17 protein-coding genes are annotated in these 23,595 nt (G+C 44.0%); all 17 read left to right on the top strand.

Annotation, left to right across the window (positions count from 1 at the left end; genetic code table 11):
* Positions 1–42: 42 nt before the first annotated feature.
* The 17 genes from A3GK_RS0101970 to A3GK_RS0101890 all read left to right on the top strand — a co-directional run bounded on the left by A3GK_RS0101970 (position 43) and on the right by A3GK_RS0101890 (position 23,553).
* A complete protein-coding gene (locus A3GK_RS0101970; RefSeq protein WP_026161654.1) occupies positions 43–519 on the top strand; it encodes an Hsp20/alpha crystallin family protein in 477 nt (158 codons plus the stop codon).
* Between the two features lie 314 nt (positions 520–833).
* Complete coding sequence (locus A3GK_RS0101965; protein ID WP_018027854.1) at positions 834–1,403, top strand: RNA polymerase sigma factor; 570 nt, start codon at positions 834–836, stop codon at positions 1,401–1,403.
* Positions 1,382–2,512: a porin family protein gene (locus A3GK_RS0101960; protein WP_018027853.1), complete on the top strand. Its 1,131-nt coding sequence runs from the start codon at positions 1,382–1,384 to the stop codon at positions 2,510–2,512. Before A3GK_RS0101965 ends, A3GK_RS0101960 begins: the two co-directional genes overlap by 22 nt.
* A gap of 39 nt (positions 2,513–2,551) precedes the next feature.
* Entirely contained in the window at positions 2,552–3,205 is a 654-nt protein-coding gene (locus tag A3GK_RS0101955) for a hypothetical protein (protein WP_018027852.1), read from the top strand.
* 466 nt (positions 3,206–3,671) lie between these two features.
* Positions 3,672–5,543, top strand: coding sequence for a methylmalonyl-CoA mutase small subunit (gene mutA, locus A3GK_RS11370; protein WP_026161652.1), 1,872 nt, complete (start codon positions 3,672–3,674; stop codon positions 5,541–5,543).
* 21 nt (positions 5,544–5,564) lie between these two features.
* Positions 5,565–7,712, top strand: a complete 2,148-nt coding sequence (gene scpA, locus A3GK_RS11365; protein ID WP_018027850.1) for a methylmalonyl-CoA mutase — start codon at positions 5,565–5,567, stop codon at positions 7,710–7,712.
* Between the two features lie 708 nt (positions 7,713–8,420).
* Complete coding sequence (locus A3GK_RS0101940) at positions 8,421–9,329, top strand: AbiTii domain-containing protein (RefSeq protein WP_018027849.1); 909 nt, start codon at positions 8,421–8,423, stop codon at positions 9,327–9,329.
* Positions 9,330–9,401: 72 nt separating this feature from the next.
* Positions 9,402–11,849 carry a type I restriction-modification system subunit M gene (locus A3GK_RS0101935; protein WP_018027848.1) on the top strand — a complete coding sequence of 816 codons (2,448 nt, stop codon included), beginning with the start codon at positions 9,402–9,404 and terminating at the stop codon, positions 11,847–11,849.
* A gap of 3 nt (positions 11,850–11,852) precedes the next feature.
* Positions 11,853–13,160, top strand: a complete 1,308-nt coding sequence (locus A3GK_RS10265) for a restriction endonuclease subunit S (protein ID WP_018027847.1) — start codon at positions 11,853–11,855, stop codon at positions 13,158–13,160.
* Positions 13,157–16,384, top strand: coding sequence for a type I restriction endonuclease subunit R (locus A3GK_RS0101925; protein ID WP_018027846.1), 3,228 nt, complete (start codon positions 13,157–13,159; stop codon positions 16,382–16,384). Before A3GK_RS10265 ends, A3GK_RS0101925 begins: the two co-directional genes overlap by 4 nt.
* Positions 16,374–17,072 (top strand): M48 family metallopeptidase, encoded by a 699-nt coding sequence (locus tag A3GK_RS0101920; RefSeq protein ID WP_018027845.1) that lies wholly within the window; start codon positions 16,374–16,376, stop codon positions 17,070–17,072. The genes A3GK_RS0101925 and A3GK_RS0101920 overlap by 11 nt, the downstream gene beginning before the upstream one ends.
* Positions 17,073–17,121: 49 nt before the next feature.
* Positions 17,122–17,967, top strand: coding sequence for a heme exporter protein CcmD (locus A3GK_RS10925; RefSeq protein WP_018027844.1), 846 nt, complete (start codon positions 17,122–17,124; stop codon positions 17,965–17,967).
* A 33-nt stretch (positions 17,968–18,000) separates the two neighbouring features.
* Positions 18,001–18,369: a RhuM family protein gene (gene rhuM, locus A3GK_RS0101910; protein WP_018027843.1), complete on the top strand. Its 369-nt coding sequence runs from the start codon at positions 18,001–18,003 to the stop codon at positions 18,367–18,369.
* A 48-nt stretch (positions 18,370–18,417) separates the two neighbouring features.
* Positions 18,418–19,242, top strand: coding sequence for a metallophosphoesterase (locus tag A3GK_RS0101905; protein WP_018027842.1), 825 nt, complete (start codon positions 18,418–18,420; stop codon positions 19,240–19,242).
* A gap of 136 nt (positions 19,243–19,378) precedes the next feature.
* Positions 19,379–20,764, top strand: coding sequence for an SGNH/GDSL hydrolase family protein (locus A3GK_RS0101900; RefSeq protein WP_018027841.1), 1,386 nt, complete (start codon positions 19,379–19,381; stop codon positions 20,762–20,764).
* Positions 20,765–20,770: 6 nt separating this feature from the next.
* Entirely contained in the window at positions 20,771–22,006 is a 1,236-nt protein-coding gene (locus tag A3GK_RS10255) for a GDSL-type esterase/lipase family protein (protein WP_081605299.1), read from the top strand.
* A 50-nt stretch (positions 22,007–22,056) separates the two neighbouring features.
* A complete protein-coding gene (locus A3GK_RS0101890; protein ID WP_018027839.1) occupies positions 22,057–23,553 on the top strand; it encodes an MBOAT family O-acyltransferase in 1,497 nt (498 codons plus the stop codon).
* Positions 23,554–23,595: the final 42 nt, after the last annotated feature.

Genomic DNA, 23,595 nt, shown 5'->3' with positions numbered 1-23,595 from the left:
GTTTGATAATAAGCATACTAAACTTAAAGGAAGGAAATAGATATGGGACGTACAATTTTTGACTTGATGGATGAGATATTTGCCAATGATATGGTGAGACCTGCTGTGGCAAGTAATAGGCGGAGCACCACTCCTATGTGCAATGTGATGGAGAGCGACAAGGAGTATACCATACAGATAGCAGCTCCTGGACTGACTAAGGAGGATGTGCAGGTAAAGCTTGATGAAGATGAGGCGCTGGTGATTTCGATGCAAAAGAAGGAGGAGCAGAAGGAGGTGAACTCTGCTGAGGCTCCAGAGAGTGAGCATAAGGAGGTTTCAAAGGTTGAGGAGAGCCCCGTGAGATACTTGCGTAGGGAGTTTATGCATCAGAGCTTTGTGCAAAGGCTATTGCTTCCCGAAGATGTTGATAAGGAGGGTATCTCGGCCAAGATGGAAAACGGAATGCTCGAAGTGGTGATTCCAAAGCTCAAGGAAGAGGAGAAGACTCCTATTGAGCGTGTGATTAACATTGGCTGATAGATGATGTAGAGTAGAATTAGCTGTTGAATAGTTCGTTTGTGAAGTGGCGGTCGTTGGACTTAGATAGTTCAGACGACCGCTTTTTTCTATGCTTTGATGTATCTTGCACTGAAGAGACTGTTGCACGAAGGCGATCTGCTGCGTTGCTTTCGGAATTCGGCCTAGGTCACGTACGCAAGTACGCTCCCTTCGGACTCATCCTTAGCGCCTTGCATCTCATCCTTCGTGCAAAGTCTCAAATAAATTTGGTAATTGATGCAGTATTTCAGTGACCGCTTTGTTTTCACTATAGAGAGACCAAGATAGAATGTATGGATCCAGTAAATAGCGAACAAAAAATAGCCTCACTACTCGGTAGTGACCCAGAGAAGGCATTTCAGCAGATCTACGAGCTTTATGCACGTAGGCTTTTGGGCGTTGCCTTTCGGTATGTGGGGGATAGAGAGGTGGCTAAGGATCTATTTCAAGAGGCTATCTGCAAAGCCTATAAGGCTAGGAATACCTTTAAGTATCAAAGGGATGGATCGCTAATAGCGTGGCTGAAGCGTATTATGATTAATGAGTGCATCAATCACCTAAAAAGTTTCCATGTACGCATGGTGGATAGATATGACGAGGAGCAGCAGAGAGCCGAGGAGGTGCCTCAAGATGAAGAGGTGGGGTGGCTAGCCCAGCTAGATAATGACCTCTTGATGGAGATGATCGCGGGGTTGCCTGATGGCTACCGAGTGGTCCTTAATATGTATGTGATAGAGGGGTTTAGTCATAAAGAGATAGCAGCACGATTAGGGATTAAGGAGCGAAGCTCATCATCTCAGTATCATCGTGCTAAGTTGGAACTTAAAAGGAGAATTGAGCAATGGATCAAAGAGCAAGAATAGAACCAAAAGATCAGTGGGAAAAGAAGCTGCGTGAGAAGTTGATGGATTATCAAGCTCCTATCGACCAATTACCTCCTTTGCAATTGCCGACAGACCAACGGAGGAAGCCTCTCCTTTGGCTGGTATGGGGCGGTGCAGCATCAGCTGCGGCGGTCATTCTCTTATTACTACTGCTACACCAGGACAATGAACCTATTGATCAGTTGGTACAGAGTACAGAGAGTGAAGTCGCTAAGATTGTAGAGCCTATTAATCCTGTTGACCACGAGGAGGGCATTACTCAAGTAGATCAATTCGTGCGATACCATAGAGCGGAAAAGGTGGAGTCCACCCACGAGATAATGAGTCAAGAGAGTATAATTGAAGAGGTGACTTCTGATCTGCCTGAGAAGGAGGTTCACGAGGAGCCTGTGGTGGTGGAGAAAGAGGTGAATAGTGAGCAGCAATCACCTTTGGAAGAACTGAGACCTTATGAAAAGTCGATAACTGTAGCACCTAAGGAGCAGCGACCCATCAGGCTATCAGTGAATCTAAGTGGAGCCTCTGTTAGTGGCGGTGGAGTGGGGGATACTTCTACTCGGTACAGCTTAGTGAGTGTCACGGATAGTCGCTACTTCGAGCCCATCCAAGAGCAATTCTTTACTCAAGAACTGGCTCCAATAGAGCTGGCGGTGACGGCCATTCTTCCTCTTTCAAAAAGATGGAGCCTAGAGAGTGGCGTGCAGTATGCATATAGGCAACTTAATGTGACCTCCAACTTGGGTTCCGAATTTATTGCAAAGGTTCATGCAGTAGGTGTCCCCCTGAATCTGCAATATTATTTTGCTGATCTAGGTCGATGGAAGTGCTACGGAAGTGCTGGAGCGAGTGGAATGTTCCCAGTCTCGGTAGCCTATAAAGGCGACGGAGTTAAGAAACTCAAGCAGAGTTTTTATCTCGATACCCACCTCTCAGTAGGAGCGGAGTATAGCATCACCAATTCGATGTCCCTTTATGGTGCGATCGGCGGTGGATACGATGTGATACCTTTGGATAAAGAGTTTTTTAGCTCTGCCAACTCTCGGTGGCATCTTAAGATGAGTGCAGGAGTGCGCTTTGAAATAAAGTAATATACAATTTGGTGTAACCATTTAAATAATCATTTAATCATGAACAAAAAGAGATTTTATCTTATCGGTGCAGTCCTGCTATTGGGCTTAGGGCTGACTAGTTGCTTGAAACCTTCTGACACCCCTGAGCTACACTTCACACGTGAAAACCTAGGGTCGGCCAAGGTCAATGGCAAGGAGTTTGAGCATACGGTCTATCTTGCCAACCTTCCTTATCGCCAGAATAACCCTTACTTCTATTATAGTGAGAAGCATAAGGTAGGGTACTTCCCTATTTACCTCTCACCGAAGGGTAGTGATGTCCGGACACCTACTCAGTATGGCGTTATCCTATATCTCGACCTTAGTAAGGGAGTACCTGAGCTGAATAAACCCTATGAGTTTAAGCCAACTAGTTTGGTGAATTCATTATCGCCCAATCAGGAGCTATTTTCTCTCTTTATTAAGGAGAAGGCTAAGCTACTGCCAGAGGGAGCTCAGGGTATAGCTGTAGTGTATCGTAGAGGAATCAACGAAAGGAGTACTGCCGAAGGTAGTATCACTTTTACCAGCTTTGATACAAAGAAGGGTACTTGTACTGCTACCTATCAGCTCAAAACTACTTCTCAAGATAAGTGTGGGGAGCTCAGCTTCACTCATGGTATGATCAATACAAAAATTTATACTGATAGAAAAGTAGAGCCAAAGAAGTAACCTCCTCTTGCAGGAGCTAGAATAATCTCAAGTGTATTCATTTTGTGGGTAGCTCGTCTGTTGCTTAGGCAACGGGCGAGCTTTTTCATGCTCCTATCCCCTTCTAGAAATACCACACTAATTGGTGCTCATCAAAATAGGATGCATATACATTGGTGTCTACTATTTCAGGAGAGGAGAGTCGTTCGGTGCTTGGCGATGTCTGCTTAATATCCGTGGTATATTCCGCTTGTTGTGCCACTGAAGTATGGTTAATCGGGAAGTTTATGGAAGAAAATATTGAATTACTTGCTTTTTCGGTTTATTTTATGTTACTTTGTAATTGAAAAATTAGGGATAATAATACCCATTTGCTCTTGGGAGTGTTATTGCTATCCTTGAGCGTCAACCCAAATGGCGTAAACCCTAGTAGTTATAATATTGGTAGACGACTAAAAGCCTACAAAATGCACATCGTTCGATGATTATGAAAGAAAAGAGAGAGAAGCTATTTAGCGAATTTCCTCCAGTCTCAAATGAAGAGTGGATGGAGGTGGTCACTAGAGACCTTAAGGGAGCTCCCTTCGAGAAGAAGCTAGTTTGGCGTACGAAGGAGGGCTTTAACGTTCAGCCATTTTATAGGGCTGAGGATATTGAGCATCTTCCTACCAAGGATGTATTGCCTGGTCAGTTCCCTTATGTAAGGGGTACTAAGGCCGATAATAATTGGCTCGTAAGGCAGGATATCGCTGTACAAGGAGATATCAAGCAGCTGAATACCAATATCAAGTGTGTGATGGAGCGTGGTGCGAATAGTCTTGGCCTCCACTTTGTTGATGAGTGCGTCAATGCAGCTACTATCCAAGAGATGCTTGCGGGGATCGACCTTGATAAGCTGGAGATTAACCTCTATGCTCGTCGTGACCTGACTGTGCAACTTATTGAAGCAACGAAGGAGGCACTTAAGGCTCTTGGGGCAGATCTTGGTAAGGTAAGAGGTTCATTTGGCTTCAATCCATTTAGGCATACTTTGGGTGCTGGCGTACGTTGGTCGGAGTGGGTAGAGACATCTGTGGAGGTTCTGAAGGCAGCAGAGCCATTGACACAGTTTACATGTCTTTCTTTCCAGAGTGTCGACCTCGTGAATGCTGGAGCCTATATTTATCAAGAGATTGGCTACGCTTTGGCAGCTGGTGCAGATATGCTCGCCAAGGTGAGTGAAAAGAGTGGTAAGAGCATTAGCGAAGTAGCTGAGCGTATCCGCTTTGAGATGGGTATTGGCTCTAACTACTTTATGGAGATAGCTAAGTTTAGAGCTATTCGCTGGCTCTGGGCTTTGATTGTTCGTAGTAATGACGAAAAGGCTTCGGATAGAGCAACTAAGGCGGTGATTCATGCTGAGACCAGTAGGTGGAATAAGACGATTTACGATGCTTACGTAAACCTCCTTCGTTCAATGACTGAGACGATGAGTGCCACCATTGCAGGTGTTCACTCTGTAACAGTGAATCCTTTTGATAAGCACTACAATCCTAAGGGTAGTGACTTCTCACGTCGTATTGCTCGGAATCAGCAATTGCTACTTAAGGAGGAGAGCCACTTTGATAAGGTGGTAGACCCTGCTGGAGGTTCCTATTATATTGAGCACCTCACTCAAGCTATTGCTGAGCAAGGCTGGAAGCTATTCTTGGAGGTTGAGGAGCAAGGCGGTTTTGCTAAGCTTGCCAATGAGGGTAAGGTACAAGAGGCGGTGAATGCTTCTAACGAGGCACGCCACAAGGCTGTGGCAACTCGTAGAGAGAATCTCTTGGGTACCAATATATTCCCTAACTTCACAGAGACTGCTACCGAGGAGACAAGAGCTATTGACAATGGCAAGGTAGAGGGTAAAGAGATTACAGCCCTTGATAAGCGCCGCGGTGCTTCCGACTTTGAGGAGCTAAGACTTGCTACCGAAGCAAGTGGCAAGACTCCAAAGGTATTTATGCTTACCATCGGTAATCTAGCAATGAGGTTGGCTCGCTCTCAATTTAGCTCCAACTTCTTTGGAGTAGCTGGGTACAAGCTGATCGACAATCTAGGGTTCAAGACAGTACAAGAGGGTGTGGATGCAGCTCGCAAGGCAGGGGCTGACATCGTGGTACTCTGCTCAAGTGATGATGAGTATGCTGAGTATGGACCTCAAGCTCTTGAGGCTTTGAAGGGCGAGATGCCTCTAGTGATTGCTGGAGCTCCTGCCTGCATGGAGGAGCTTCAGGCAAAGGGTATTGAGCATTTTGTACACGTCAAGGCCAATGTGCTGGAGACGATGCAGAAGTTCAACGAACTGATGGGCATCAAACCAAGAAGTAGCAAGTAAGAGGAAAGGGAAATAAAAGATATGAAACCAAATTATAAAGATATAGATATCCTCAAAGGAGGATGGTCACAGCCCAGTGTCGCAGAGTTTAATAAAGCCAATCATATTGATTACGACTGGACTACCCCTGAGCTGATCAATGTAAAGGGAGCCTATACAAAGGAAGACTTGGAAGGGATGGAGCACCTGCACTATGCTGCTGGTGTAGTACCTAATCTTCGTGGCCCTTATAGCACGATGTACGCGATGCGTCCTTGGACAATTCGTCAGTATGCGGGATTCTCTACTGCTGAGGAGTCTAATGCATTTTATCGTCGTAACCTTGCATCTGGTCAGAAGGGCCTTTCTGTAGCCTTTGACCTCCCTACTCACCGTGGCTATAATGCCGATAACGAGCGTGTTGAGGGTGATGTGGGTAAGGCTGGAGTTTCTATTTGCTCTATTGAGGATATGAAGGTGCTTTTCGATGGTATTCCATTGAATAAGATGTCGGTATCTATGACGATGAATGGAGCCGTGCTTCCTATCCTAGCTTTTTATATCGTTGCTGGTCTAGAGCAAGGCGCTAAGCAGGAGGAGATGGCCGGTACTATTCAGAATGATATCCTTAAGGAGTTCATGGTGCGTAATACTTACATCTATCCACCAGAGTTTAGTATGCGTATCATTGCCGATATCTTCGAGTACACCTCTCAGAATATGCCTAAGTTCAACTCTATCTCTATCTCTGGTTACCACATGCAGGAGGCCGGTGCAACGGCAGATATCGAGATGGCATATACTCTAGCCGATGGACTTGAGTATGTGAGAGCTGGTATCAAGGCGGGTATGGACATTGACAAGTTTGCTCCACGTCTGTCATTCTTCTGGGCGATTGGTATGAATCACTTTATGGAGATTGCCAAGATGAGGGCGGCTCGTATGCTTTGGGCTAAAATCACCAAGAGCCTTGGAGCAAAGAATCCTAAGTCTATGGCTCTTCGTACTCACTGCCAGACCTCTGGTTGGAGCTTGACAGAGCAAGACCCATTCAACAACGTTGGTCGTACTTGTATTGAAGCGATGGGTGCTGCACTTGGACATACTCAGTCACTACATACCAACGCTCTTGACGAGGCAATTGCACTTCCAACCGATTTCTCAGCTCGTATCGCACGTAATACTCAGATCTATATCCAAAATGAGACTGAGGTATGTCGTGAAGTAGACCCATGGGCAGGCTCATACTATGTGGAGAGTCTTACCGATGAGTTGGTACATAAGGCATGGGAGCATATCCAGGAGATTGAGGGCTTGGGTGGTATGGCTAAGGCTATTGAGAGTGGTTTGCCAAAGATGCGTATTGAGGAGGCCGCTGCTCGTACACAGGCACGTATTGACTCTCGCAATCAGGTGATTATCGGAGTGAATAAGTATCGCCTTGAGAAGGAAGATCCTATCGATATCCTCGAGGTGGATAATACCGCCGTTCGTACACAGCAGGTAGAGCGTCTGCAGGAACTTCGTGGTGAGCGCGACGAAGAGGCTGTGAAGAAGGCACTGGCCGATATCACAGAGGCGGTTCGTACTAAGACTGGTAACCTACTTGAACTAGCTGTGAAAGCGGCTCAGGCAAGGGCTTCACTAGGAGAGATTTCCGACGCTTGCGAGGAGGTCGTAGGGCGTTATAAAGCAATTATTCGTACTATTTCAGGCGTGTACTCATCAGAAACAAATAATGATCCAGACTTCCAGGAGGCAACTCGCCTTGTGGAGCAGTTTGCAAAGAAAGAAGGACGTCAGCCACGTATTATGATTGCCAAAATGGGCCAGGATGGTCACGATCGTGGTGCTAAGGTGGTGGCTACTGGATATGCCGATGTGGGCTTCGACGTAGATATGGGTCCTCTATTCCAGACCCCAGCAGAGTCTGCAAGGCAGGCTGTGGAGAACGACGTCAATATCCTAGGTGTCTCTTCACTTGCAGCTGGTCACAAGACACTTGTGCCACAAGTGATCGAGGAGCTCAAGAAGCTAGGCCGTGAGGATATCATCGTCATCGCTGGTGGTGTGATCCCAGCACAGGATTACGACTTCCTCTACAAGGCTGGTGTGGCAGCTATCTTCGGGCCAGGTACTTCTGTCTCCAAGGCAGCTATTGAATTGATGAAGATACTCCTAGCTGAGTAACTTCCTCCACACATACATAATGAAAAGGGTTCCGATTATCCAATCGGAACCCTTTTGTTATGCCCCATTCCCACCACATCACCATCCAGGGGTTACGCATTAGAAAAGCCTAGCCGTAGGACATTCATAGGTGTGTCTATAGGGGAGGACTCCGGCTGAGGGGTCCGTGTTAAATAGGCACAGGTCAAGGCACGCAGTGCCGAAGAACTGTGTATAACGATGTACAAAACACTCTTACGACCCCGGCTAAGGGGTCGGACAACCCGATCTAGGTCTGACCCCTCTGCCGGGGTCATGGAGCTGGGGGAAATGCTCTTATACACAGGTCGTTCGGGGCTAACGCCCCTCCGACCTGTGCCTATTTAACACGGACCTCTGCCGAGGTCCTTTCTCGTAGACAACTCGCTAAAAACCATACGGGAAAACCTTCTAATGCGTAACCCATGGTCACCATCCCATTAACTGCTGTTTAATGCGTTAAAATGGTTATATTTGTAGAGAGAAAAAGACCAATTATTACGTGAGATAGGTAGCAATCAACACTATGGAGCAAGCGAAAGATGCAGTTGTCTAAGATGGTTTACAACTGCTTTGGGTCGCAAGCACAAGTAACTTTTTATTTGTAACTAAGTTTAGAGTATTCTAATAAGATAATGAGATAGCGATCAAGCATTGATAGAGTTCCGATAACAATTAGTATGAAAGTCCATGACGAATTTAATTGATAATATAATAAAGGATTTAGGAGATGATAAACCTATAAAGGGTATATTGCTGAAGTCTCAGATATTAGGATCAAAGTTGCAGAATAAAGAGTTTCAAGATTGGATTCATAATGAGCAGTGCGGTTATAAAAATTCAAATGATGTGCCAGATTATAGGGTGTTGAATGTGGTTGTAAAAGCAGATATCCATCAGCCATATTGCTGTATAGTATCTAACTATCCATTACCAATGGACTTATTCAAGGATAAAGCAATTAATAAGCTAATAACTCAACAGGCAATTACATGCCCTTTATCAGAAATAGAAACTCTTTGTAGTGATAACAAGAGTGAAAACTTAGTTATGACTTGTCCCATTCAAGTATATTCTGAAGTGAGTAAGTATGTAAATGGAAATGTAACTAGAGTTTTTAAAGAGGTTCCAGCATCTGCCGTATTGGGAATAGTGGATGCGTTTAAGTCTAAGTTATTAGCATTCTTCTTGGAGCTAGATGATAAGATTCATGCAGGCGTTAATTTTTCAAACATTGATAGCCAAAAAGAAATAAGACAAATTTTGACTACGTATAATATTAATGCTGTAGTAGCTAATACAGGTAATGGTTCAGTAGTAACTGGGATTATCATAGACAATGATAGCATACAATATATTAGCGATGGTGGAAGGAAAAGGCAACTTCAAGAATTAGTAACTGAATTAAAAAAAGAAGTAAGTAATATTAATAATCAGGATTTACGAACAACTGTTGATATCATAACGAAAGCGTGTGAGAAACCTACTTGGTGTAAAAGCACTTTAAGAATGGCTTTTAATGCGATTAAAGGGATCGCTGTAGGAATAGCAGCAAACCAACTAACTCCTATTGTAGCAAAGGCATTGGAATTATTATAAATTTTCAAAAGGGTGGAGCTTAATCAATTTGAGTATATTTGCGTAGGTTAGTAATCATTCAATGACGTAGATATGGCGATTAAAAAGTCGGCACTATATGGGGCACTCTGGAAGAGTTGTGATGAGCTTCGGGGAAGTATGGATGCATCTCAATACAAAGATTATGTATTGGTGATGCTTTTTTGGAAGTACATTAGCGACAAGCGGAAAAAGGATGAGAACGCTATCAAAATTCCCCAGGGATGCGCTTTTGATGATATTATTAAGATCAAGAACCAAACTGGTATTGGTGATCAACTCAATAAGAAACTCGAGAAAATTGCCAAGGAGTTTGGTCTCGGAATTGGCTTCTTTAGTAATGCCGACTTTAACAATGAGGATAAACTAGGAAAGGGTAAGGACCTTGTTGACACAGTGAGTAATCTGATTGCTATTTTTGAGGACCCTGGTCTTGATTTTAGTAGCAACCGTGCAGCAGATGACGACTTAATTGGTGACGCATACGAATACCTGATGCGTAATTTTGCCACTCAGAGTGGTAAGTCCAAGGGACAGTTTTATACCCCAGCAGAGGCAAGTAGACTTGCAGCAAAGTTGCTTGATATCGCTTCTGACAAGAGCAATTGTATTACTATTTATGATATGGCAGCAGGGAGTGGCTCTCTCTTGCTACGGGCTGCTGATGAGTCCAAGGCTGCTCTTACGGCTATTTACGGTCAGGAAAAAGACCTAGCTACCCTCAATATGTCACAGATGAATATGATTATTCATGGCGTAATAAATTACGATCTTAGATTAGGAGATACACTGAACGCCCCATATCATTTACAGACGTCTGAAACACTCCGAAGTGGCTTTGATTACTGTGTCGCCAATCCTCCTTTCTCGCTCAAGGGGTGGCAGAAATCTGCTCTTGATGATGACACTTTTGGAAGATGGAGTAAAAGTGATGAGAAGGTAGGGTTGCCACCCAATGGCAATGGCGACTATGCTTTCCTGATGCACCTGATTCGCTCTACTGCCCCCAATGGAAAGGCAGCTTGTTTTCTACCTCATGGGGTTTTATTTAGGGGCGGAGAAGAGGCAAAGATCCGTCAGAACATCATCAATAAGCATTACATCTCTGGTATTGTTGGATTGCCAGCGAATATCTTTTATGGCACAGGGATCTCTGCCTGTATCATTATTATTGATAAGTCCATGGCAAAGGGCTCAAAGGGCATCTTTATGATAGATGCCAAGGAGGGATATCAGAAGGATGGAGCCAAGAACCGTCTGCGTGAACAAGATATACGTAGAGTAGTAGATGTATGGCGTGCTAAGAAGGAGGTGCCCCACTACGCTCGTATGGTAAGCTATCAAGAGATAGAGTCCGAAGGGTACAACCTTAATATCTCTAGGTACATCGCACCACGCAGTAAGGAAGTAGAGCACGACCTCTATGCCCACTTACATGGTGGTATTCCAGTAAGGGATGTAGAGGCTATGGAGCAACTGTGGACGGTCTGCCCAACGCTAAGAGATAAGCTATTCCAGCCAATGAGCGAAAGTGGTTACTTGGAGCGAACCACTATGGCTACAAAGGATATTGAGAAAGCTATTATTGATGATGATTCATATCAGAGACAGGTTGGTTATTATGATATCGACTTCGAAGAGTGGCAGCAGACTGTGGCAGATAGCATGCCTCAGCTTGGTATCGGCTGTGTGCCAAAGGAGTTTATTTCGGCTTGGAGTGAATCAATCCTAGCCCTCTTTAAGTCGCACCAAACTTTGGTAGATGCCTATGATGTCTATGAGGCATTGATGAACTACTGGGCGGAGACAATGCAGGATGATCTCTATATCATCAGTCGTGATGGCTGGAAAGTGGCTACTGAAATACCACTCACCAAAAATAAGACTCCGCGAAAAAGCTATACCTACGAGCATCTCACTTGTGACCTACTACCCATACCTATTGTGGCACAGACCTATTTCCCAGAGCAGTGTCGTGAGATAGAGGAGCTGGAGTCTCGTATGGCTGATACGGAGGAGATGATGGCTGATTTGGTGGCTGAGGATGAAGAGCTCTTCGATAGGGCTTTGAACGCCAAGGACCAAGTCACCGAGACCAATGTGCGCAACCTATATAAGGAGGGTGCAAAGAAAGGTAATGAAAAAGAGCAGACCCCTGAGGAGCTAGCAGCTTGGAAGAGGTATGTGGCATTGGCAGATAAGAAAAAGAAGCTTGCTAGCAATTTGAAAAAGGAAAAAGAAAAGCTAACGAAGGATATTGAAGCAAAGTACCCTAAGCTCACTGAGCTAGAAGTAAGGGAGATGGTCTTTGAAAAGAAGTGGATGAGTGAGATGAAAAGCAGATTGGATGCACTGATGGTATCTAGTATACAAGGTGTGATACAAGAGCTCCATCAGCTATCTGAACGATACGCTACCACCCTTTCAGAACTGGAGCATGCGGCAGAAGAATCCTATAATAAGGTGCTTAATGACCTTAAAACACTTGGTTTATCACTATGATCTATGGCAAGAAAAGACGATAACCCTGTAGCATTGCTTCATGCACGCAAAGAGACCAACTTTCAGAATACGGAGATCGGTCCCATCCCTCGTGACTGGGAGGTAGAAACTATTGCGAACGAATTCAAATTTCTTGGAAACAACACTTTATCTAGAGATCAACTTACTGTCGTGGGAAGTGTTCAGAATGTTCATTATGGAGATATACATGTAAAGTTCCCAGAAGTTCTTGACTTGTCAAAGTTTTCTCTACCATATATTAACGAGAGTATATGTCGGAGAGCAAAAGAATTTCTTCGTGACGGGGATATCGTTATGGCAGATACAGCTGAGGATGAGTCTGTAGGAAAATCTTGTGAGATAATTAATATAGGAGATAGGAAAGTGGAAGGGGGCTTACACACCTTTGTGCTACGTCCATTCAAAAGCTATTACAATGGGTTTCTCGGGTATTTAATTAATTCAACGCTTTTTCATAATCATATTATCCCTTTGCTTCAAGGCACCAAGGTGTATTCTATAACCAAAAGTGACCTCAAGACTTTAAAGGTTATTTATCCTCCGCTGGAGGAGCAGAAGCGAATAGCAGAAGTACTTAGCCATTTTGATCAACACATAGAGAATCTATCTGCTCTCTTGGAGAAGAAAAAGCAGATTAAGAGTGCTGCAATGCATGAGTTGCTTACTTTTCCTTTATCAATTAAAGGACAGAAAGAGAAGAATGTTCAATGGGATTTTATCGCAAATATATTTGAAATGAGAAACGGGTATACCCCCTCAACCTCAAATGCTGATTATTGGGAGAATGGGACGATACCATGGTTTAAAATGGAAGATATTAGAGCGAATGGAGGGATTCTTAAGGATTCTATTCTTCACATAACCCCCGAAGCGGTTAATAGAAAAGGTTTATTCAAATCAGGATCCATTATTATGGCCACAACTGCTACAATAGGAGAGCACGCATTGCTAATTGCTGATTCGCTAGCGAATCAGCAATTCACGAATTTTAAAATTCGTGAATCGCTGACAAACATTATTCTTCCTATGTTTGCATACTATTACTTTTTTGTTATTGATAGCTGGTGCAAACTGAATGTTAATATAGGTACTTTCGCAGCTGTAAATATTGAACTCCTAAAAGTGCAACCTTTCCCTATTCCTCCAATTGATGAGCAGAGGCGAATTGTCCGTATTCTCTCCAATATGGATAAGGAGATTGAAGACTTGGAGCAACTGATAGAGAAGTATCAACAGCTTAAGCAAGGGGCGATGCAGGAGTTATTAACTGGAAAAACACGTCTATTATGAGCCGAATAGTTGAAACGGAGCGCTGTTCGCAAGAGCAGATTAAGCAGATTACAGGCAAGTATCTTCGTGAGATAAAGTATATCGGAGACCTAGGAGGGGTAGAGAATAGCAATATCCGGGAGAAGGTCCTGAGAAAGTGCATAGTGGACCGCGGAAAGAGCGATGAGGTAGCTAAGAGGGCAATTAATACGCTTACGAGTGCGGTTCACAGCTGTAGCAAATGGGAGGAACTCAAGGATGCAGGGGAGAAAGTGTACAATCTGCTCCGGTATGGCACCTCTGTCTATGGAGGAACTGGTCGACCACAAGAGCGAGTGGAATATATTGATTGGGAGCAATGGGAAAATAATGTTTTTGAATTGGCTGAGGAGGTCACTGTCCCTTGTAGTGGCGGGAGTAGCTCCACGAGACGCCCTGATATGGTGCTTTATGTCAATGGCATTGCTTTAGTGGTTATTGAGCTAAAGCGTTCTTCTGTCTCTGTAAAAGAGGGCATTCGGCAGAGCTACCGTAACCAGCAAACTGGTGAGATACCACATTTCTTCACCACGATTCAATTGGTATTGGCAGGAAGTAGTAGCGAGGGGCTCTATTATGGCACTACGGCCACTGAGGAGAAGTATTTCCTAAAGTGGAAGGAGATGACAGGGGATAGCGATGACCTCAATAATATATTTCCGATGTACAGCGAAGTAAAGGATGATCTCCTTCGTGGATGGTTGCAGATGGTGACCCCTTGGAGGCTCCTTGAGATGATTCACGACCTTATCATCTATGATGGCGGTATCAAGAAAATATGCCGACCAAATCAATATTTTGCATTCAAAGCAACACAGCAACGTATCCTAGTTAAGCACGAGGGGGGTATCATTTGGCATTCGCAGGGGTCTGGCAAGAGCCTGCTTATGGTATGGTTGGCTCGCTGGATCAAAGAAAATATTGGCGAAGGGCGAGTAGTGATCATCACCGACCGTGATGAGCTGGATAAGCAGATTACTAAAGGATTGAGGGAAAGTGGTCAGGTCCCTATTAATTATCAGGATCACGACTATCAGGCGACCAGTGGTAATGACTTATTACATAAGCTCAATAGTTCCTCTCCTTGGATTATTACCACATTGATTCATAAGTTTGTCCCTTCGGTGGTGCGTGAGGATACTAATGAAAGGAGTGAACTTGAAAGAATGATCAAACGATCGCCTGAGATGTGGATGGAGGAGGTGAGTAATCATATAGAGCAGATTTTTGGCAAGCAATTTAAGCCGAAGGGGCGTTTGTTTGTCTTTGTAGATGAGTGTCATCGTACCCAAGGTGGTATTCTTCACAAGGCGATGCGGCGCATTATGGGTGATGGAGTGACTCTAATAGGCTATACTGGCACACCTCTGCTCACAAGTAAGGAGAAGAGGAGGATGAGTAGTCAAGAAAGCTTCGGCCCCTATATCCATACCTACCGCTATGATGAGGCGGTGGAAGATGGGGTGGTTTTGGACCTGAGGTATGAGGCTCGCGATGTTCCGCAGAAGCTGGGAGGTGAAGAGCGTCTGGAGGTGGAGTTTGACCTTAAGACTAAAGGACTGAACCCCTCTGCAAAAGAAAAGCTCACCAAGCGGTGGGCCACCCTCAAGAGTATTTATAGTAGTGAGGAGCGAATTGGGCGTATTGTGGGGGATATCCTCTTCGATATGGAGACCAAGCCGGCATTGCAGAAAGGATACGGCAATGCGATGCTAGTCTGCGATAGCATTTATGAGTGCTATAAGTATTGGCAAGTATTCCGGGATAAAGGGTTTGGAGAGCATTGTGCTGTGATTACTAGCTATGAGCCGCTTTCCATTGAATTGAGTCGTGGCTATACGGGTAGTAAAAAGACGGAGGAGGAGTTTAAGTATGAGTCTGCAAAGAAGATGATGGGTGATTTGAAGCCAGATGATTTTGAAGAGCAAATCAAGCAGCAATTTATTGATGAACCAGAAAAGATGAAGCTCTTAATCGTTTGTGATAAACTTCTTACTGGCTTTGATGCTCCAAGTGCTACCTATCTATATATGGATAGAAAGTTGGTAGATCACAATCTATTCCAAGCCATCTGTCGTGTCAATAGGGTCAATGGTACTTGGAAAAGTTATGGCTATATTGTGGACTATAAGAAGCTATTCGAATTTATTGAGCGTGCAATAGAGGATTATACCAATGGTCAAGTCACTGAAGGAGGCTTTGGCAAGCAGGAGATTTCAGAATTGATGAAGGGACGACTGGAGCAAGGGAAAAAGGATCTTGATGAAGCCCTGAATGCAGTGAGAATGCTTCTGCAGAATATTTCAACAGAAAGGAAGCAAGAAGAGTACTTTGCTTATTTCTGCTATGAACCTGATATGGATGAAGAGGAGAAGCAAGCACAAGTGATTGAATTTGCCGCTCGAAGAGAGATTTTTTATGACCTCATCCATCGCTTAGTCCGTAGGTATTCCGACCTAGCTATGGAGATGGAGCAGGCAGGGTATAGTGGAAAGGAGAGCACGGATATACACAATGAAGTACAAGATTACTATAACCTATTAAAGGCTATACAACTTAGGAGTAGCGACTACGTGGATATGGCAAGCTATGATGCAGAGATGCGCTATCTACTTGACCAATATATTGATGCAGCAAGGAGTGAAGTGCTAGAGAAAATGGATGATTTCTCATTCCTTGATATCATCGTTAAGAAGGATGGTAGCTACGAGGTGGAAGCTCAGAATGAGTCGACCCTAGGAGGAAAGAAAGGAGTTGCGGAGGCTTTAGTGGCTAATAGCCGTAGAGTAATTAATCGTAAACGGGAACAAAATCCAGCAGAGTATGAGCGCCTTGCTGATCAACTGAACCGTCTGCTAAAGGAGATGAGGGCGGAAACAATTGAGTACAAGGAGTTTTTGAGGCAGATAGTAGTCCTGAATAACGCTCTTAGGCAAGGAGAAAAGGCAAGTGATCCACGTATTGATACGGAAGTAAAGATGGCGTTTTATGACAATTTGGGTCGGAACGCAGATCTGGCTCTGAAGGTTAATGAGACGGCTATAACCTATGCAGCACCAGGATTTGAGGATAATCATAATTTTAGTAGAACACTGAGAAGAAAGCTAAGTGAAGTGGTCAATGGCGATGAAGAGATGCTGGATACGGCATATAACATCTGTGTCGCTCATAAAGAGGAGATAAGAAAGGAGCAGGATGATCATTGATGGTGTGCCAATAGAAGTGGAGCGTAAAGAGATAAAAAATCTCCATCTATCTGTATATCCTCCTGATGGTCGGGTGCATATCTCTGCTCCCCGCTACCTGAATGAAGTGGATATTTACACTTTTGTGATTTCAAAGTGGGGGTGGGTATGTAAGCAGAGAGAGGAAATTGCTGCTCAAGCAAGGCAAGAGAAGAGGGAATATATCAATGGAGAAAGCCATTATCTACTGGGACAGCGTTATCGTCTGCGTATCGATGAGGTGCCAAATACAACCCACTTTGTGGAGCGGAAAGGAGAATGGTTGGTGATGCGTATTCAGCCATTGACCACTATACAGAATAGGGAGGCGCTTCTTCAAGAGTATGCGAGAGGTGAGCTAAAAGCACTGTTGAGGGAGATGGTGCCTAGGCTCGCGAGAATGTATGGAGAGGAAAACGTTACTTGGGAAGTAAAGCAGATGAAACGAAAATGGGGCAGTTGTATTACAAAGCGAAGGCATTTGATATTTAATCTGGAGTTAGCACGTGTCCCCGTCCCATGTATAGAGTATGTGGTTATTCATGAACTATGCCATTTAATAGTCCCTAGTCACAATAAGCTCTTTATCCAATTACTTACTGATCGCCTATCTACGTGGCAAGAACGTCGAAAAGAACTAAATGATTTTATCGCTTTACCTATGGAGTAGCACACAGGTATTTGAACCGATGAATGACTAAAAAAAACAAAGTTTGTGTATGAATAAAAATGTGTTGATAGGGTTGTTTATTGTTCTCGTTGTATTGATGCCTTTTGGTCTTAATATTTTACTTTCATTAGACGTGTCTGAAAAGTGGGGGTTCCCTATTGTGGGTTCCTCAGTGGATTGGCTTTATTTTTGGGCAAGCTATCTAGGGGCAGCAGCTTCTTTTATTATGATTGTTTATACCTCGATGAGTCTAAGGCAAAATCGAAAGCAGTTGGATGAAATAAAAAGACAATGGAACGAAGAACGAAGAGCACGATTAGTTTTTTCCTTGGCACATAAAAATGATCTCATAGTATTAAAGGTTTCAAATGTGGGGAAAGAGCCAGCCTACAATATTAAGCTGAGATTTTCAGATGAATTTATAGAGTCCCTTTTTGTTAAGTATATTAGAGAGCTTTATACTAGCTTTACGGACAAGTCATTTACTATTGGCGCCAGTGAAAGCAAATACTTCTATTTGTCAGGCACATGGAGTGCAGGGGGAACACATTCTTTTGAACAACCGAAGGAACTAATAGATGGTGCAAAGTTCGTTGAGTGGCTCAATAGTCATCTTGATATGCCGATTGCTATTTCTGGGACTTATAACGATAAGTATTTTGTTGATGAGGTACTAAGATTAAAGGATTATTTCTTTGGTTCCTTAATTATCAAAGATGATTTGGCTAATGGTATTAATGATATTTACAAAGTCCTGGTTGAAAGTAAAAATCAGTATGCCACTATTCAGAAGAGTTTAGATGCGATCGCAACATCAATAGAAAAGTATCAAAATGACACTTCTGGAATTATGGATAAGACTACTGATGAAGAAGATGATTTCCTCTTAATATAAGTACTATATTAAAGTAGAATACAAAATGACACTATGAAGCAAGCGAAAGATAAGCAGATTATCATATACAATACTGATGATGGCAAAGCGAGTGTAATCCTCTATGCAAAGGACGGAAACATCTGGATGAACCAAAATCAGATGGCAGAACTTTTTGCCACCTCTAAACAAACCATTAGTTATCATGTGGCAAACATATTGGAGGAGAGTGAGTTAGATGCAAATTCAGTTGTCAAAGATTATTTGACAACTGCTTCTGATGGCAAGAATTATCAGGTAACTTTCTATGCCCTTGATATGATTTTAGCTATAGGCTTTCGAGTGAGAAGCAAAAGGGGGACGCAGTTTCGGAAGTGTCAGCGACTTCTCAAAGAGAAGGTCACATGTCCAATTATTAGGTGAATTTAGGGCAATGAGGAGAGCAGAGTGTCGCCAAAAGAATAAAGCCAGATGAGTAACAATTTAGAGACAATAGGGCAAAAAGATATCTATCATTTGAGTTTTCCTGAAGCCAAGAGTGTAGTGGTTTGTGGGGATATTCATGGAGACTTTAATGGAATGATAGGAAAGCTATGTTTGCAGTATCAATTGGAGAACACGCTTCTAATTGTTGCTGGAGACTGTGGCTTTGGGTTTAATGAAATAGGCTACTATAAGGAAGTGACTAAGCGTCATCGTAAGCCACTGAATGATAGCAATAATTGGGTCGTTTTTGTACGAGGTAATCACGACAATCCAGCTTACTTTGATGGAAAGGCCATCAACCACAAGCGATTTATCGCTGTGCCAGACTACTCTATTATTCAGGCGGCTGGACTTACGATCCTATGTGTAGGAGGTGCCATCTCTATAGATAGACAGTACAGAATAAAGGCATGGCAGCAAAATAAGGGGCGTTTCCCCGCACCAAGTGATCAAGACCCTTTAGAGCCTAACTATTATTGGGAAAATGAATCTCCTATCCTAGATACTGAAAAGCTATCGGTAATAGGAGAGAAATTCAAAGTAGATGCCGTCATTACCCATACAGCTCCCTCATTTTGTGAGCTACAAAGCAAGCTAGGTCTTGCGTCGTGGTGCTTAAAGGACGAAAACCTAATGGAAGATGTGAATGTCGAGAGAGCTACAATGGATCAATTATATCAATGCCTTAAAGATGCCAATCACCCCATCTCCTACTGGTGCTATGGTCACTTCCACCAGAGCTGGCACCAAAACATCAACGGCACCTTCTTCAAGCTACTCGATATCCTCGAGTTCCACCAACTTAGATGAGAGTGTTGCTCTATCTAGATGGTTTTTATTCTATTGTCTACTTGTGTATCAGCCTTATGGTAATTGGTGGTGAGGAGGGGCTTCTTTGGTGAAAAAGTGGTACCTTTGGTGATGGTTTTGGTAGCAGTATTTGAGGATGAGTAATTGGTCTAAAGGGGGGTGGCTCTTTCGGAGCTTTTTAGTCTGTTTGTTGGCAATTGGATTGGCCTACTTGATCTCCTTTGCTTTGAATAGGGTGAATGGAGAGGTTAAGGTGTTTAATCCATTGGGCGATTTGTTTTCTAAGTCGAAGGGGGCAGAAGAAGCCATCGGCTCAAATGCGGATATTGACTTGTCTATTCCTAGTCCGGATAGTGAAGATCATTTTGATGAGACTTCCTTTATGAGTGATTCTATTCCTTCGCCTAACGATAGTGAGGAGATAAGCCCTTTGGTAGAGGAGCCAGGTGATAGTCTTTCTATACTGGTGGATTACACTCCAAATTGTGATGGTATTACTCGCCTTCGCGAGTGGCTTGAGGATTCTGGGACGACTCCTTTACACATTGCTTTCTTTTCCGATTCTTTTACTGAGGGCGATATATTGGTAGCCGACCTTCGGCGTATGCTCCAGCAGAAGTACGGCGGAAAGGGGGTGGGGTACCTTCCTTTGACTTCTCCTACGGCACGTTTCCGGACCTCAATCAAGCATCGCTTTAGTGGACAATGGAAAGCTCATACTCTATTGGAGAAGGGGGTGTATACTGCATCAGGTCAGTATGACCACCTCTCAGGCAGTGGAGAAGTAACTTTTAAGATGCGTTCTCCAGTAGATCGGGTTGCATTGCTTTACCAAAGCAAATCGGCCTCAGTGTTGTCTACCACTATTAATGATACCATTGTCTCTTCACACGATTTGAGTGCTACAGCTGATGGTGCTTTAGCTCTATGGGAAGAACGAGGGCAAAATATCTCTTCTCTCAAGCTCAGTGTGCAGAGCGATGATATAGATATTCACGGCATTTACTTGGACGGAGCTTCGGGAGTCTCTGTAGATAATATGAGTCGAAGAGGTGCTTCTGGTGGTGAGTTGACTCGCCTGAGTGACGCTCTCTGCAGTGAGATGAGCGGGGTGAGGGATTACCGATTCATTATTCTTTCGTTTGGGCTAAATGCACTTTCTACCGAGGAAAATGGCGATGATTACTACTGGTATTATAGGAAGATGAAGAAGAGTCTGGAGCATATCAAGGCACTCTATCCTGATGCATTTGTGTTATTGCTTTCCGTTTCGGATAGAGCAACTATTGAAGAGGGTAATGTCACCACGCTTAAGGGGGTCTATAAAGTGCGCGCGATTCAAAAGAAGTTGGCTAAAGAGGAGGGCTGTTTGTACTGGGATACCTACAAGGTAATACAGGAACTTGGCGGTGTGAAGAATTTAGTAGAGAAAGGGTGGATGGCGAAGGATTATACCCATCTCAGTGGAGCTGGTGGAAGACAACTGGCTAAGCGTCTTTATCTCTCGTTGGTGGAGGAGTAGAAGAAGATGAGAATTAGTAGATTTCATATGGCTTTTCTGCTGTTGTTGCTTCCATTTTGTCCAAATGTTGCAGCCCCAAAGCCCTCTAAGCTTGATCTCTTGAAGGTGGAACTCTGTACCTTAAAAGCCCCCGATGGCTATTTGGACGAATTCTGGCAACTCTGTGCCTCGCCTATGAATGGTGAGACGATTCCGATTATTCATCTTGGCGATTCGCACGTACAAGGGGGCTACTTTAGTATGCCTATCCGTCAGTTTTTCGATGATTACTTTGGAATTGGTGGCTTAGGGTGGGTAGCTCCCTATCGTTTTCTGCGTAGCAATCAGCCCCAACCAGCTAAGATATCAGGCAATAAGAGTGGGTGGTCAGGGAGTTTTATCACATCACGAAAATATGTCGGCTCTTCTAGCCCTACAGGTATTACCCTTACTACAAATGGGATAAGTGATGTAGAGATAACAGCGACTGACTTCTATCCGATAAAAAAAGTGGTGGTGTTTCGAGACGCCTCTACACCCCCATTGTATCTCAAAGGGGATAGCCCATCGCAACGTTTATTAACTACATCGGAAGAACCGATTGCTGATACGCTGAGGCTGTATCTACCCGCCTCGTCACTGACCCTAGTAGCCCCGAAAGGGGCAAGGTGGTATGGTGCTAGTCTGGAAAATGGCTATCCTGGTCCGCTCCTACATACCATTGGCTATAATGGGGCTTTTTATAGTTCAATGAATCAACGTGGTTTTGTAGATCATTTGGAGCTACTACGTCCTCGACTACTAATCATTTCATTGGGAACAAATGATATGTTAGTTCACAGATTTTCCTCCACACAGTTTGCTAGTAATGTGAGGAGTTTTGTAGGAGCTTTGCAGAGAGCGTTGCCCACTACTGCTATTATTCTTACGTCACCTGTCTCGGCCTATACGTCCAAAAGGGTACGTCGGGGAGTTTACCGCTGGACTCCTTGTCCTTATGCTGCTGAGGTGGCTAAGGTATTGGAGCAAGAGGCCGCTGATCTGGGTTGTGGCTATATTGATGTTTATAGTGCTTTTGGAGGAATAGCTTGCGTGGATGCTCTGCTAGAGGCAGGGATGCTCTCAAAAGATAGAATACACCTGACGAGAGAAGGATATGATGAGTCGGGTAAAGCGATTGCCTATGCACTATTGAGTGATTTTAGGCATTACTTGGAGCGTCAGAGGCCCCTCTTTTACCAAGAAAAATCGAGACGAAAGTAAGTTGTGACTGATTGGAGATCAACATTAGTATCCATATCCTTGTGTAATATATGCTAGACTTGCTAAAATACCAGCCCGAGGCACCGATGATCTTCAATAGTGGGCTCTTTTTGATTCTCTTTCTCTGCTTTATCCCCATTTACTATGCTCTGAGACATCGGCAGATGGCGAGGATTATCTATGTGGTGCTCTTCTCGCTCTACTTTTATTACAAGAGTAGTGGTGCGTATGCTGCTATTATCATCCTCACCGCTACGGTCGATTTTCTAGTTGGTCACCGCATCTCTTTGGCTTCGGGGCAAGGAAAAAAGTGGTGGCTGCTGGTATCCATTGTTTTCAATCTCGGAATGCTTGGGTACTTTAAGTACACCGGCTTTCTGTACAATACTTTTGGTCCGCTTTTCTATAGTGCCGGAGAGTGGCTAGGGTGGGTGAGTACTCCCTTTGAGCCACATCAGTTTGATATCTTCTTACCCGTTGGGATCTCCTTCTTCACCTTCCAATCAATGAGCTATGTGATTGATATCTACCGAGGTGAGATCAAGCCACTCCGCAAGTGGGTGGACTACCTATTTTATGTCTCGTTCTTTCCCCAATTGGTGGCTGGTCCTATCGTAAGGGCGAAAGATTTTATCCCGCAGATATACCGCACTCCAGTGGTAACACGGGAGGAGTTTGGCGAAGGCCTCTATCTGATTCTTTTCGGTTTGCTTAAAAAAGGCGTTATCTCAGATTATATCAGTCTCAACTTTGTGGATAGAGTCTTTGATGCCCCATCGCTCTATACGGGCTTTGAGAATCTGATGGCGGTGTATGGCTACTCTCTCCAAATATATTGTGACTTTTCGGGCTACTCAGATATCGCTATTGGGATAGCACTTTGGTTGGGCTTTAGATTTAACATCAACTTCAACTTCCCCTACCAATCGGCTACTATCACTGAATTTTGGCGACGGTGGCATATTTCGCTCTCCTCGTGGCTTAGAGACTACCTCTATATATCGCTCGGAGGTAATCGGAAGGGCAAGCTACGCACCTATATCAATCTACTGATTACCATGTTGCTTGGAGGGTTGTGGCACGGGGCTAGCCTTAGGTTTATCATATGGGGTGGCTTGCACGGCTTGGCACTTGCTCTGCATAAGTGGTTGCTCTCATTTGTCGGTTTCTTGCGACCTACTGGGGAGGGGATGAATCCTATCGTCCGCTTTTTCTCGGTGTTGCTCACCTTCCACTTTGTTGCCTTTGCCTGGATCTTCTTCCGTATGGAAAATCTGTCGGATGTCTGGGTAATGCTGGATATGATTGCCCATGAGTTCCACCCCGAGGTGGCGGGTCAGTTCATAGCAGGATATCAAGTGGTTTCCATACTTATGGCAATAGGCTTCTTAGTTCACTTTACACCTGGGGCCATTCGTCGCAACATTCAAGGGTTTGTGACACGACTTCCTCTTGTGGGTCAGGCTATGCTATTAGCTATTGTCTTTATCATCCTTGTACAGTTCCGCTCCATAGGTGTACAACCCTTTATCTACTTCCAATTTTAGCGGGTAGTAGGTTTCGGTATTGCGACTCCTGAGTGAGGTGCA

The organism is Porphyromonas somerae DSM 23386, assembly GCF_000372405.1.
Taxonomy (GTDB): Bacteria; Bacteroidota; Bacteroidia; order Bacteroidales; family Porphyromonadaceae; genus Porphyromonas_A; species Porphyromonas_A somerae.
This window is presented reverse-complemented; position numbering and strand designations above follow the sequence as displayed.